A 13,414-nucleotide genomic window follows, 5' to 3' on the forward strand; every position below is an offset into this window, starting at 1 on the left:
AGGCAGATTGCACGGCAAAGACCCCATGTCTGTTTTATTTTTAAGGAGCTTGTATGCCGAAAAACGGCGGAGCCATCATCGGTACCCTTGTTGCACTGTTCTGTCTGGCCTTGGCAACTATGGTTGGGGCAGCTGCATTGGCACAAGACGATTCCGCGCCGAAGGAATCGTTCGCTGGGACTCTACATAAGGTAGAACAGCAAGGTTTGTCGACCACCGGCATTTCGCCAGCCGATCTTTTCGGCGAGGAATGGGTTGCTGGAACCTTCGTATGCCCCGGTGTTACGGAGCAGGAATTGTTGGTTAGTGGTTTGAACCCGGCAGAGTTCAACCTGGTCAACGGTGAGATTGACAAGCACGATAACTACTTGCTGGTAGCGAAAGAAAACGGTGAGTACCACGTGGAGAAGATGTCCATTCATAACGTCAACCTCTGCACCATTCCGTTGCAGGGGCCATTCCAAACCCAGGCAATCATCCACTTGGAAAAAGATGAAGAAGGAACCTGGAACTTCATCGGGTAATTATGTCGTTTAGTCCTTCCACATCGTCTTCTCGGGGTACCGCGGATCACCGTGTGCTAGCCCTGGATACTTCGACGCCCACTCTGGTGACAGGCTTGGTGCGCACGCTTGCCGACGGCGGCAGTGATGCCACTGAGAACACGGTGGAAAACACCCGCGCGCACAATGAGCTGCTGATGCCAACGATTTTCCAGTTATTGGAATCCAGCGGAAGTGAATTGCACGAACTTACGGCCGTTGTGGTTGGCTGCGGGCCCGGGCCATTTAGTGGTTTGCGTGTGGGCATGGCGACGGCTTCTGGTCTCGGTCATGCTTTGCAGGTGCCGGTGTATGGTGTTTGTTCGCATGATGCGATTGCCTGGCGCGCCCAGGACGCTTCTGCTTCAGCAGAAGAGCATTTATTGGTCGCCACTGATGCGCGTCGTCGAGAGACTTACTGGGCGACCTATCGTGGTGCTCAACGTGTCACGGGACCGGAAGTCGGGCCCGCCGAAATCTTGCAGCCGGAAGTTTCCCGTGTGCTGGCTAACCCGACTATTGCTGCGCGGCTGCCGGATCGTTTGCGGGCGCTTGCTCAGCAAGAAGAGGTTCCGGCGGTTCCTAGTGCTCGTGGGCTGGTTGCGGTGGCGGATTTCGCAGTTGCCCCGCAGCCGTTGACTCCGTTGTATCTTCGGCGCCCAGATGCGAAAGAACCAGCCGCCAAACCGGTTTCTGCCGCGTTGCGTTGGGCTGAGCAGAACAATAAATGAGCAGAAACAACTGATGAGCAGAGCAACCAATGACGGATAGACAAGGTGGCGGGAACTCGGCCCGCAAGCGCCCGAGCGCACAATCCGCTGGCCCTGCGAGCCTGGCTTTGGAACAGCTGCGTCTCCGTGAATTAGGTCCGGCTGATGCGCACCGGTGCGCGCAGCTAGAACGTGAGTTGTTTGCTAATGAAGGCCCCTGGACGGAAGCTGATTTCCGCGCGGAGTTTGCCTCGGCGCATACCTTTTACTTGGGGGTGGAAGGCGTGGCGAGCCAAGAATCGGGCAAGCCTCCGGCGCGCGTTCTAGTGGGGTATGCAGGTTTGGCGCAATTGGGGCCGAGTGATGATCCAGAGTTTGAAATTCATACCATCGGAGTTGATCCACGAGCGCAGCGTCGCGGTGTGGCCCGGTTACTCATGGATAATTTTTGTTATGTTGCGGATCGCGTCTCGGCGCCGGTGTTTTTAGAGGTCCGTACTGACAACGAACCCGCGATTGGCCTGTATCGAGCCTATGGATTCGACACCCTGGGGCTTCGAAAAAACTATTATGCGGGTGGCGGTGATGCTTATACGATGCGTCGGCCAGCGAACTCAGCGGAATTGTAGCGAAAGGACGCTCCATGATTATTGCCGGAATTGAATCCTCATGCGATGAAACTGGCGTCGGCATCGTCCGCTTGCACACAGATGACGGAAGCGCTGCCAGCACCCAACCGCGCATTGAGGTTTTGGCCAATGTAGTGGCAAGTTCTATGGAACAACACGCGCGTTTTGGTGGTGTCGTCCCAGAAATTGCGTCTCGGGCGCACCTGGAAGCCCTGCCGCAGGTGATGCAACAAGCATTGGATGAAGCTGGCATCGACAAGCCCGATGCCGTGGCTGCCACCATTGGCCCGGGTTTGGCGGGTGCTTTGTTGGTTGGTGTCGCTGGTGCGAAGGCATACGCTGCGGGGTGGGGTGTTCCGTTTTATGGCGTGAACCATCTGGCCGGCCATGTTGCGGTAGCGAATTTGGAAGGCGAGCAGCTCCCGCATGCCGTCGCCCTGTTGGTTTCGGGTGGGCATACTTCTTTGTTGGAGGTTGATGCTGCGAAACAGCAGTACCGGGAACTGGGTGCCACGCTAGATGACGCTGCTGGTGAGGCTTACGATAAAGTCTCGCGGTTGCTTGGTCTGGGGTATCCGGGTGGACCATTGATTGACAAGTTGGCGCGAAAAGGCACGGTCACCGTTGATTTCCCACGGGGGTTGTCCCGGGCGGAGGATTTGCGCGGCGAGCATCGTTATGATTTCTCCTTTTCCGGTGTGAAGACTTCGGTGGCGCGGTTCGTGGAAAAAGCTGAGCGCAATGGTGAATCGATCAATGCTGAAGATTTGTGTGCTTCTTTCCAAGAAGCTGTCTGCGACGTGCTGACCAAAAAAGCTGTGCTGGCGTGTAAAGACACTGGTGCTAACACGCTATTACTTGGTGGTGGAGTGGTCGCGAACTCACGTCTGCGGGAGCTAGCGCAGCGGCGTTGTGATTCTGCAGGTATTAGCTTGCGAATTCCACGGTTTGAATACTGCACGGACAACGGTTTGATGATTGCTGCAGCGGCTGCACAGCAAATTGCGCATGGTATGCAGCCCGCAAACTGGGATATTGCCACTGATCCAGCGTTAGAATTAGGTGCATAGTAGCGCTTAGTGCCTGTGCAGTGTCATGCCGGCCGTTGCCACACTCCAGTCACACTCCGGCTGCGAAGCGAGTTCGGGCCAGCTGTCGGCAAGGCACCGGCACCCCGTCGGCAAGCGATTGGCAAGCGGGAGGCAAGTTGCTAGCACTACGCTCAAGATAGTTGTCACTTAGCACCCGGGTAGGTAGAGTGCTAATAGGTTGTTTGACCCACAGTTGTTCACCCGCGACGACGGCTGTGCTGGACATCCACAACCGGCACATAACAGCTTCGCGTGCTGGTCACATAGGTGATCGCGCGCATTGGACCTGATTTCACGAAAGGAATCATCGTGGCAAACATCAAACCGCTCGAAGACAAAGTTCTGGTGCAGATTAAAGAAGCAGAAACCACCACCGCATCCGGCCTGGTCATCCCAGACTCTGCTAAGGAAAAGCCGCAGGAAGCCACCGTCATCGCTGTTGGCCCAGGCCGCACCGACGACAAGGGTGAGCGCGTAAAACCAGATGTCAATGAAGGTGACACCGTCATCTTCTCCAAGTTCGGCGGCACTGAGCTGAAGTACGACGGCCAGGAATACCTGTTGCTTTCGGCTCGTGACCTGCTGGCAGTCATCGAAAAGTAAGGGGGAGTAAGCCACTATGGCAAAACTCATTGCTTTTGATCAACAGGCGCGGGAGCATCTGCAAGCGGGCGTCGACACGCTTGCGGACACCGTTAAGGTCACTCTCGGCCCTCGTGGTCGCAACGTCGTGCTGGATAAAGCATTTGGTGGCCCACTGGTCACCAATGATGGCGTGACTATCGCCCGGGATATTGATCTCTCGGAGCCTTTCGAGAACCTCGGCGCGCAGCTGGTGAAATCCGTTGCGGTGAAAACCAACGATGTTGCCGGTGACGGTACCACCACCGCTACGCTGTTGGCCCAGGCTCTGATTTTCGAGGGCCTGCGCAACGTTGCTTCCGGTGCCAACCCCGTGGAACTGAACCGCGGCATTGCTGCAGCTGCAGAAAAAACGGTGGAAGAGCTGAAGGCTCGTGCCACTCAGGTTAATTCCAGCGCAGAAATTGCCCAGGTCGCTACCGTTTCCTCTCGTGACAGTGAAGTCGGCGAGATGGTTGCTGGCGCGATGGACAAGGTCGGCAAAGACGGCGTGGTCACTGTGGAAGAATCGCAGTCCATGGATTCCTCTGTCGAGGTCACCGAAGGTGTAGCTTTCGATAAGGGATTCTTGTCGCCATATTTCGTGACGGACCAGGAAACTCAGCAGGCGGTCTTGGATGATCCATACGTGCTGCTGGTGCGCAACAAGATTTCTTCGTTGCCGGATTTCTTGCCGTTGCTGGAAAAGATCGCTGAGGCTGGCAAGCCTGTGCTGATCGTCGCCGAAGATGTCGAGGGCGAAGCCCTGCAGGCGCTGGTGGTCAACGCTATCCGCAAGACTCTCAAGGTCGCTGCCGTGAAGGCACCATATTTTGGTGATCGTCGGAAAGCGTTCATGGATGACTTGGCAGTGGTTACCGATGCCACCGTGGTTGACCCTGAAATTGGTGTCAATCTACATGAGGCAGGCCTGGAAGTACTGGGCTCTGCTCGTCGTGTCACCGTCGAGAAGGACGAGACCGTGCTTGTCGACGGCGCCGGTTCTGATACTGCCTTGGAGGAGCGCCGCGAGAAGATTCGCCGCGAGATCGAAGCCACCGACTCCACCTGGGATAAAGAAAAGGCGGAAGAACGCCTGGCTAAGCTTTCCGGTGGCGTCGCTGTAATCCGCATCGGTGCTGCTACCGAGACCGAGGTGAACGAGCGAAAGTTGCGCGTAGAAGACGCCATCAATGCCGCACGTGCGGCGGTGGAAGAAGGCGTGATCGCTGGTGGTGGTTCTGCGCTCGTGCAGATCGCTGAGTCGCTGAAGTCTTATGCCGAGCAGTTCGAAGGCGAAGCTCGCGTGGGTGTGGAATCGGTAGCCCGGGCGCTGACCAAGCCGGCTTTCTGGATTGCCCACAATGCTGGTGAAGACGGCGCCGTGGTCGTTTCCCGCGTTGCGGAAATGGCTAATGGCGAAGGTTTTAATGCCGCCAACCTGGAATACGGCAACCTGATTGAAAGCGGCATCATTGATCCCGTAAAGGTTGCGCACTCTGCTGTGGTTAATGCTTCTTCGGTTGCCCGTATGGTGCTGACCACGGAGGCGTCGGTTGTTGACAAACCTGCAGAGTCGGAGAACTCTGAGGCTGGCCGCAGCCATCATCATCACTAAGCCGCTGCTTGCTAGCCGGTTGTGCACGATCTGTCGGCTGCGCTAGCAATCTTTCTAGCGGGAATTTTCCTGAACCGCCGGAAGCGCCAGGGTAATAACCTGGTTCTTTCGGCGGTTTTCCGGTTTTGCAGTTCCCTTATGACAGTGGAGGCAATGCCCAGACTATCGCTGGCAGAAGAAAATATTCTCTGTGGTGGGCCGGTAAAAATAGGGTCGAATAAATTATCGAAATTAGAGCAATTAATTTAACACGTGTTCGCACGCGGTTATATGATGGGACAAGAGTTTAGGTCGGCTTCGGCCGGAATGCCGCGCATGCACTTGTGTCGGCAAATTGGCCTGCAGTCAACGAAAGATTTGGGACGTGAGCGATTCTGATGAAGAACTCGCGCGGCTGGTTCCACTGGCAGTAGATGGGGATCGCCGTGCCATGCAGCAAGTCATGCGGATTATTCATCCGCAGGTGCTGCGCTATTGCCGCGCCCGTATCGGTGGCGGAAAAACTCCTACAGCCGAAGACGTGGCTCAAGAAGTCTGCCTGGCGGTAGCTAGTTCGGTGCAGAAGTTTGTGGACCGTGGCCGACCATTCATGGCGTTTGTTTACGGGATTGCTTTTAATAAAGTTGCCGATGCCCATCGCTTCATGGGCAAAGACCGGCTGCACCCTTCAGAGGAAATACCAGAAGAGCTGGATCTGATGCCCACCCCGGAGGATGCGGCTTTGGAATCTGATGGTTGTAACACAGTCCGCGGGATGCTCGATACTTTAAATGACAAAGCTCGTAATATTATCATCCTGCGCGTATTCGTGGGGCTGACGGCCGAGGAAACAGCACAAGCCTTGGGCAGCACTCCTGGCGCGGTACGGGTGGCGCAACATCGCGCGCTTGCGCAACTTCGCAAGCGTATGGAAAACGAGGATTCAAGGGAGTAAACGTGAACCAACGCGACTGGGAGAAAGACGATTTCTTCCTGGACCAGCTGGCGCAGGGCCAAGACCCTTCGCAGGGGAAGGACCCCCTAGCGGCAGCATTGTTGGGTTTGCGTACAGAAATCGAATCCGAGATGCCAGCTGCGCCAAAGCTTCCTGCTGATTGGGCAGTGGAACCCCACGCTGCGCAACCTCACGCCGCGCAGTCTCACGCTGCGCAACCCCAAGCTGATACTCCTGATGAGTTGGCTGACGCCCGCCGTCGCCGAGCTGCGCGCGGAACCCACCGCGCCCCAAGGAGAGGTTTCGGTTTTGGCACTGGTGCCGTTGCTAGCCGACGTTTTGGGTGGACTAGTGCCTTGGTGGGCGCCGCGGCCGCCACAGCATTGTTTGCGGTTGGAAGTTTGAGCGTTTATCACGCGACCCCGAATTCTCCGCTGTGGGGAATGCACCAGGCGCTGTTTGATGATGAAAAAGCAGCTCGTATTGAGCTTGCTAGTACCTTGCAACAGCTGGAAGACAGTGCTAACCGGGGTGATGAGGAAGCCACCCGGAAACTGATCGCTGAGGCCCGCACTTTGCTGGAAAACCTGCGTGAGCGCAAAGAAGCCAAGCAGAGCAAAGGCGCGGGAGAGAATAAAGACCGCGGTGAGCAAGCGGACACTGACGGTAAAGCGGCGAAAACCAAAACCACCGTTACCCGCGTGCGGCCGCAGCCGGAAGGTGAATCAGAACCGCAAACGGTCACAGAAACCAAGGAAGTTACCGTCACGAAGACTGTGGCTCCGGCACAGCAAAACCCACAGACAGTGCCGGGTGGTGGCGGTCCGGAGCCACAACCACGCCCGTCGGGTGAGCCGTCTGTTGGTGAACAACCGCCTGCACAGCCACAGCAACCGTTGTCTCCAACGCAACCGGACGTCGAGTCGCGGGAAGACGGACAACGCGGCCAGGGTGGTCAGGGTGCAGGCGTATCCCCTGGAAATGACCATGCCGCCCCGGCTGGCCCGGAACACCAGGCGAGCACACGGGGCGGCGCGTCTTAAAATGAGTACTTGTTAATTCAAGTGCTTGCGGTTCAACCCATCAAAGAAACCAACTGCGTATTCCCAAGGGGTGTAGCGGTCGGTATTCGGTTGCGCGGAGGGCTCATGTACCGGCGCTAATTCACCAGAGAGGGTGGAGCGCATATTAGCGGCCATGATGTCCCAGTCGTAGTAGTGCTGTTCTTCGCAGTCCTCGCAGATGAAAAATATGCCATCGATGCCGAATTCCGGCAGGGTCTGTGCCATTTTGCGCACCATGCGTAGATCATGTTCTAGCATGAGGCGTTCTTCGTCAGAAAGCTCTGGCATGGGCTCGTCAGCGTCGAGGAACGACGCCGGATCGTTCGGATCATCTGCGAAGGGATCGCGGGGCATATTCGAATCAAAGTCCACATAGCACACACTATTGTCAAAACCATTCATATTCAATTCCCCTTTCCATTCCCTCCCGGCTACCCCTTTTTCTTGGCCAGCCATTACGATATAAGGACATAGCTAGACAGCTAGCAGCGGATGACAGCGGTCTGACAAACGTGAAGCTGGAAAAGGAGAATCTTGGGAATGACTGATCAACGCGTACACACTGGTGGAGATGACCCAAACAAGGTTGCATTGTATGGCCTGACCTTTGACGACGTGTTGCTTCTCCCCGCAGAATCGAACGTTATTCCCTCTGAGGTTAATGTTTCTACGCGCTTTAGCCGCAATGTGAACTTGGGCCTGCCAATAGCGTCCGCGGCGATGGACACGGTTACCGAAGCCCGCATGGCCATTGCGATGGCGCGGCAGGGCGGTATTGGCGTGCTGCATCGCAACCTCTCCATTGATGAGCAAGCACAGCAGGTTGAGATTGTGAAACGCTCCGAATCCGGCATGGTTACTGATCCGGTGACTGCCCGCCCGGATATGACAATCACTGAGGTGGACGACCTCTGCGGGCGTTTCCGCATCTCCGGCCTGCCTGTGGTCGACGCCGACGGTCGCTTGGTTGGGATTTGCACGAACCGTGATATGCGCTTTGAAGCAGACCCGAACCGACTGGTGCAGGATGTTATGACGCCGACTCCATTGGTGGTGGCGAAAGAGGGCGTCAGCAAGCAAGAAGCATTGAGCTTGCTTAGTGAAAACAAGGTAGAAAAGCTGCCTATCGTTAATGAGGACAATAAACTCGTTGGCCTGATCACGGTGAAAGACTTTGTGAAGACTGAGCAATTCCCGCACGCCTCCAAGGACAAGGAAGGTCGTCTGTTGGTCGCTGCCGGTATCGGCACGGGTGCAGAGTCTTTCCAGCGCGCCGAGGCTTTGGTGGAAGCTGGCGTCGACGTGCTTGTGGTTGACTCCGCGCACGCACACAACAACCGCGTGTTGCAGATGGTCTCGGACGTGAAAAAGGCCTTCCCGCAGGTCGACGTCGTTGGCGGTAACTTGGCAACGCGTGAGGCCGCGCAGGCCATGATCGATGCGGGAGCTGACGGCATCAAGGTGGGCATTGGCCCAGGTTCGATTTGCACCACCCGCGTGGTTGCTGGTGTGGGCGCTCCACAGATCACCGCCATTTTGGAAGCAGCCTCTGTTGCTGGCCCAGCTGGCATTCCCGTGATTGCCGACGGTGGTATGCAGTACTCCGGTGATATTGCCAAGGCCCTGGCTGCTGGCGCGGACTGCGTCATGCTGGGTTCCATGCTGGCCGGAACCAAGGAATCGCCTGGCGATATCGTTGTTGTGGGCGGTAAGCAGTACAAGCGCTACCGTGGCATGGGTTCGATGGGGGCGATGCAGGGGCGCGGCCTGACTGGCGAGAAGCGTTCCTACTCCAAGGACCGTTACTTCCAGTCCGACGTGCGCAGTGAGGACAAGCTGGTGCCAGAAGGAGTGGAAGGCAAAGTTCCGTACCGCGGTGAGATCGACGCGATCACCCACCAGATCATCGGTGGTCTCCGCGCTTCGATGGGCTACACCGGTTCTGCTTCCATTGCGGATCTGAAGACCAAGCGCTTCGTGCAAATTACCGCGGCAGGCTTGGCGGAATCGCACCCGCACCACTTGCAGCAAACCATGGAAGCTCCGAACTACCGCTAGAGCTACCTCGAGAAGCTCACGCATAACGTTGTCGTTATAGGAAGGTTTATTCAGTGCGCGAATATGCAGAGATAGGGATCGGCCGTGAGGCGCGCCGTACCTACGGGCTTGAGGACATTTCCATCATCCCGACCCGTCGTACCCGCTCCTCGAAGGACGTCGATACTACCTGGAGCATCGACGCTTATCACTTCGATATCCCGGTCTGCTCGCATGCTTCTGATGCGTTGGCTAGCCCGGAGTTCATCATTGAGATGGGCAAGCAAGGTGGTCTGGGCATCATCAATGCGGAAGGGCTGTGGGGGCGTGTCGACGACCTCGCTGGCGCCGTCGAGGCCGTAACCAAGGCGGAAAACCCTACTGAGCACCTGCAAAAGCTGCATGCGCTGCCACTCGATGTGGAGCTGCTGGCGCGCCGTATCGCTGAGGTCCGGGAATCTGGTGTGACCGTTGCAGTGCGTGTTTCGCCACAGCGTGCGCGGGAGTTGGCGCCGACGGTCATTAGCGCGGGTACGGAAATCCTGGTGATCCAGGGAACATTGATTTCTGCTGAGCATGTCTCTGCCAACGGCGAACCGCTGAACTTGAAGGAGTTCATTGGTTCGTTGGAAGTCCCCGTTATTGCTGGTGGCGCGGTGGATTACACAACTGCGCTGCATTTGATGCGCACGGGCGCGGCGGGCGTGATCGTCGGCGGCGGCGTGAATACCAACGATATTTCGTTGGGTATCAATGTCCCGAAAGCCACCGCGATCGCCGATATTGCTGCGGCGCGCCGGGATTATTTGGATGAGACCGGTGGCCGTTACGTGCATATTCTTGCCGACGGCATGCTGGCGAATGCTGGCGATATTGTTAAGGCAATCGCGTGCGGCGCCGACGCCGTCGTCCTCGGCCCGTTGTTGGCACAGGCTGAGGAAGCGCCTGCGGGTGGTTGGTTCTGGCCGTCGGTGGCTGGCCACCCAAGCTTCCCGCGCGGATATGTGGAAATCTATAGCGATATTGAACTAGGCGAGGGCTTAACTGGGGAAGATCAAGCTTTCGATCCCACGACGGTTGTTTCCAAAAATTCCCCGCTGGAAGTTGTGTTGCACGGCCCGTCGTCCGATCCATTTGGGCGGCAGAATTTGGTCGGTGGTTTGCGTCGGGCGATGGCAAAGTGCGGGTACACCGATTTGAAGGCTTTCCAAAAAGTCGACTTGGCTGTGCATTAGCGGCTCGTGGCTGTGCATTAGTCGCTGGCTGCTACTGGCTGTGCATTAGTCGCTATGGCGACGTCGTGGCACAACTTTTCTGCCAACGTCCTGTAGCTTTTTCAGCTTCGACCGGGGCGCGCCATCCGCGCCAGAGCCCCCGGTTCCGACGGTTTGTACTACGGATGCTGCGATAACCACGCCGATGGCTACTAGTTTCAGCGTGCTGATGTTTTGCGCGAGCAGTAGCCACCCGAAGAATGCGGCGAAGACGGGTTCGAGGGAAATCAGAATGGAAAAGACATTGGGGGCCAGCCCGCGCAGGGCAATCAGTTCCAAAGAATAGGGCACCAGCGACCCCAAGATTCCGGTGCCGATGGCAAACCACAAGGTATCGGTGGAGGTCACCAGGTTCCATGCGCCGTCAGCGCCCATTGGTAGCATCGCGACGCCGCCAACGACGAATGCCACGGCCAGCCCGCCCTGGCCGGGCACCAGCGCACCGGCGTTTTTATTCGCCAGGATATAAATGGCCCAGAACAAGGCTGCCCCCAGCAAGAATGCGACGCCCAGTGGGTTGAGCGGGTTGCCGTTGAAAGCATCCAGGCCCAGTAGTGCCATGCCGGTCATGGCGAGGACGACGCAAATGCCGTCGCGCAGAGACCGCGATAAAAATGCTGCCAGGAGCAGTGGGCCTAAGAACTCGATGGTCACGGCGGGTCCGAGGGGTACTAGGTCAATTCCGGCGTAGAAAAATCCGTTCATCAGCCCCAGCGATAGTCCAAGTCCGAGTACCCCGGCCCATTGTTGCCGGTTCCATTCGTGTACCCGCGGGCGCGTGATGGCCAGTAATACCACTGCCGCGACGAGTAGCCGCACCGCCGAGGTACCCCAGGTGCCGCCGTCGTCGAAAAGCTTCACTGCCAGCGCAGATCCCAGTTGCAGCGAGATGCACGAGCCGATGATACACAGCACAGAGATGGGGTTTGCCGAAGATGCCATGGCAGTGATTATTCCGTCTGCATGATTTTTGCGTCCAATAGTCCAACCCACTAGTACCCGCTAGTTTGCAGCGCGCATCATCTGGGTTGTGTATCGGTTGGGTTATGTGCCGTCTGGGTTGTGGCCGTGAGTTAAACTATGGGGCGTGACTGATGCAGCAACTCCACGTCCTGTCCTTGTCGTCGACTTCGGTGCGCAATACGCGCAGCTGATCGCGCGTCGTGTGCGCGAGGCGCAGATGTATTCCGAGGTCATCGCCCACGATGCGCCGATTGCGCAGTTCCGGGAGAAAAACCCGGCTGCGCTGGTGCTGACCGGCGGCCCGAGCTCTGTGTATGCCGATGGTGCGCCGTCGTTGCAGCCAGAATTGCTGGAGCTGGGGGTGCCGGTTTTCGGTATTTGCTACGGCTTCCAGGCGATGACGCACGCGTTGGGCGGCACTGTCGCCCAGACCGGTAAGCGCGAGTATGGCCGTACGGATTTGACGCTTGCCGACGGCTGCGGTGTGCTGCACGAGGGTTTGGCAGAGACCCACAAGGTGTGGATGTCGCATGGCGATTCTGTCTCAAAGGCTCCGGAAGGCTTCGACGTTACTGCTACTTCCGAGGGTGCGCCGGTGGCTGCGTTTGAGTGCTTGGAAAAGAAGATGGCTGGCGTGCAATACCACCCTGAGGTGTTGCACAGCCCGCATGGTCAGCAAGTGCTGGAGCGTTTTTTGACGCAGGTTGCGGGCTTGCAGCCGACGTGGACCCCGGGTGCTATTGCGGAGTCTTTGGTGGCTGATGTCCGCGCCCAGATTGGCGAAGGCCGCGCTATTTGCGGTCTGTCCGGTGGCGTGGATTCCGCGGTGGCTGCGGCACTGGTGCAGCGCGCGATTGGCGACCGGTTGACTTGTGTATTCGTTGATCATGGTTTGCTGCGTTCCGGTGAGCGCGAGCAGGTGGAGCAGGACTTCGTTGCCGCTACCGGCGCGCGCCTGGTCACTGTCGACGAGCGCGAGGCTTTCTTGCAGAAGTTGGCTGGGGTGACCGATCCGGAGGCTAAGCGTAAGGCGATTGGTGCGGAGTTTATTCGTTCCTTCGAGCGTGCAGTGGCCGGTGTATTGGATGATGCTCCAGAGGGTGCTTCCGTGGACTTCCTGGTGCAGGGCACGCTGTATCCAGACGTCGTGGAATCCGGCGGGGGATCGGGCACGGCGAATATTAAATCGCACCACAACGTCGGTGGTTTGCCGGATGATGTGGAATTTGAGCTGGTGGAGCCGCTGCGTTTGCTGTTTAAGGACGAGGTCCGCGCGGTGGGCCGCGAGCTGGGCTTGCCGGATGAGATTGTCTCGCGCCAGCCGTTCCCGGGCCCTGGCTTGGGTATTCGCATTATTGGCGAGGTCACCGCGGATCGTCTGGAAACCCTGCGTGCTGCCGATCTGATTGCCCGCGAGGAACTCACCGCTGCGGGCATGGATGCTGAGATTTGGCAGTGCCCGGTGGTGTTGCTTGCCGACGTGCGCTCTGTCGGTGTGCAGGGCGATGGCCGTACCTACGGTCACCCGATTGTGCTGCGCCCGGTGTCGTCGGAGGATGCGATGACTGCCGACTGGACTCGCGTGCCGTATGAGGTGCTGGAGACGATTTCGACGCGCATCACTAACGAGGTTGCGGAGGTTAACCGAGTGGTTGTCGACGTGACCTCGAAACCACCAGGAACCATCGAGTGGGAATAAGGAGTAGTTGAAAATGCTGGGCCTGAAGCGAGTTTAGATCTCAGTTTTCTTCAGGCGCTTGGCGTTAGCGCTTTCGAGTCTCAGCTCCGGAGATGAAAACGATCAGTCCTAGTGTCGCTATTGCCATCGTCGCTAATGTCGAAGCTATTTCGGTAATAGTCAATATGATAGCAATTAGCGCTAGTACTATGGATACGATGTTATGAATCCGCATTTTTTAAAAGCAATTCTC

The 13,414-nt window shown here is 57.4% G+C and carries 13 protein-coding genes; 11 read left to right on the top strand and 2 right to left on the bottom strand.

Annotation, left to right across the window (positions count from 1 at the left end; genetic code table 11):
• Nucleotides 1-53: 53 nt before the first annotated feature.
• The 8 genes from HMPREF1292_RS05035 to HMPREF1292_RS05070 all read left to right on the top strand — a co-directional run bounded on the left by HMPREF1292_RS05035 (nt 54) and on the right by HMPREF1292_RS05070 (nt 7,188).
• Complete coding sequence (locus tag HMPREF1292_RS05035) at nt 54-524, top strand: hypothetical protein (RefSeq protein WP_021351942.1); 471 nt, start codon at nt 54-56, stop codon at nt 522-524.
• A 2-nt stretch (nt 525-526) separates the two neighbouring features.
• Nucleotides 527-1,273, top strand: coding sequence for a tRNA (adenosine(37)-N6)-threonylcarbamoyltransferase complex dimerization subunit type 1 TsaB (tsaB, locus tag HMPREF1292_RS05040; protein WP_023018993.1), 747 nt, complete (start codon nt 527-529; stop codon nt 1,271-1,273).
• Nucleotides 1,274-1,389: 116 nt separating this feature from the next.
• Nucleotides 1,390-1,881 (top strand): ribosomal protein S18-alanine N-acetyltransferase, encoded by a 492-nt coding sequence (gene rimI, locus HMPREF1292_RS05045; RefSeq protein ID WP_034645869.1) that lies wholly within the window; start codon nt 1,390-1,392, stop codon nt 1,879-1,881.
• 14 nt (nt 1,882-1,895) lie between these two features.
• On the top strand, nt 1,896-2,951 hold the full coding sequence (gene tsaD / locus HMPREF1292_RS05050; RefSeq protein WP_021351939.1) for a tRNA (adenosine(37)-N6)-threonylcarbamoyltransferase complex transferase subunit TsaD: 1,056 nt from the start codon (nt 1,896-1,898) through the stop codon (nt 2,949-2,951).
• Nucleotides 2,952-3,275: 324 nt separating this feature from the next.
• Complete coding sequence (gene groES, locus HMPREF1292_RS05055) at nt 3,276-3,575, top strand: co-chaperone GroES (protein ID WP_126844147.1); 300 nt, start codon at nt 3,276-3,278, stop codon at nt 3,573-3,575.
• A gap of 16 nt (nt 3,576-3,591) precedes the next feature.
• Complete coding sequence (gene groL, locus HMPREF1292_RS05060) at nt 3,592-5,211, top strand: chaperonin GroEL (RefSeq protein ID WP_023018996.1); 1,620 nt, start codon at nt 3,592-3,594, stop codon at nt 5,209-5,211.
• A gap of 364 nt (nt 5,212-5,575) precedes the next feature.
• Nucleotides 5,576-6,145, top strand: coding sequence for a sigma-70 family RNA polymerase sigma factor (locus tag HMPREF1292_RS05065; RefSeq protein ID WP_021351937.1), 570 nt, complete (start codon nt 5,576-5,578; stop codon nt 6,143-6,145).
• A gap of 2 nt (nt 6,146-6,147) precedes the next feature.
• Nucleotides 6,148-7,188, top strand: a complete 1,041-nt coding sequence (locus HMPREF1292_RS05070) for a hypothetical protein (protein ID WP_023018997.1) — start codon at nt 6,148-6,150, stop codon at nt 7,186-7,188.
• 12 nt (nt 7,189-7,200) lie between these two features.
• Here the strand turns inward: HMPREF1292_RS05070 and HMPREF1292_RS05075 are convergent, their stop codons facing one another.
• A complete protein-coding gene (locus HMPREF1292_RS05075; protein ID WP_027017540.1) occupies nt 7,201-7,581 on the bottom strand; it encodes a DUF5319 domain-containing protein in 381 nt (126 codons plus the stop codon).
• A gap of 168 nt (nt 7,582-7,749) precedes the next feature.
• Between HMPREF1292_RS05075 and guaB the strand changes: the two genes are divergently transcribed.
• Complete coding sequence (gene guaB, locus HMPREF1292_RS05080) at nt 7,750-9,267, top strand: IMP dehydrogenase (protein WP_023018999.1); 1,518 nt, start codon at nt 7,750-7,752, stop codon at nt 9,265-9,267.
• A gap of 53 nt (nt 9,268-9,320) precedes the next feature.
• Nucleotides 9,321-10,481: a GuaB3 family IMP dehydrogenase-related protein gene (locus HMPREF1292_RS05085; RefSeq protein WP_023019000.1), complete on the top strand. Its 1,161-nt coding sequence runs from the start codon at nt 9,321-9,323 to the stop codon at nt 10,479-10,481.
• A gap of 45 nt (nt 10,482-10,526) precedes the next feature.
• On the opposite strand, the gene HMPREF1292_RS05090 is transcribed toward HMPREF1292_RS05085, so the two are convergent.
• The gene (locus tag HMPREF1292_RS05090; RefSeq protein WP_023019001.1) at nt 10,527-11,462 is read right to left on the bottom strand and encodes a DMT family transporter; all 936 of its coding nucleotides are present in this window, start codon (nt 11,460-11,462) and stop codon (nt 10,527-10,529) included.
• A 145-nt stretch (nt 11,463-11,607) separates the two neighbouring features.
• On the opposite strand from HMPREF1292_RS05090, the gene guaA reads away from it, so the two are divergent.
• The gene (gene guaA, locus HMPREF1292_RS05095; protein ID WP_023019002.1) at nt 11,608-13,182 is read left to right on the top strand and encodes a glutamine-hydrolyzing GMP synthase; all 1,575 of its coding nucleotides are present in this window, start codon (nt 11,608-11,610) and stop codon (nt 13,180-13,182) included.
• Nucleotides 13,183-13,414 lie beyond the last annotated feature (232 nt).

This window comes from Corynebacterium sp. KPL1995 (genome assembly GCF_000477935.1).
GTDB classification, from domain to species: Bacteria; Actinomycetota; Actinomycetes; order Mycobacteriales; family Mycobacteriaceae; genus Corynebacterium; species Corynebacterium pseudodiphtheriticum.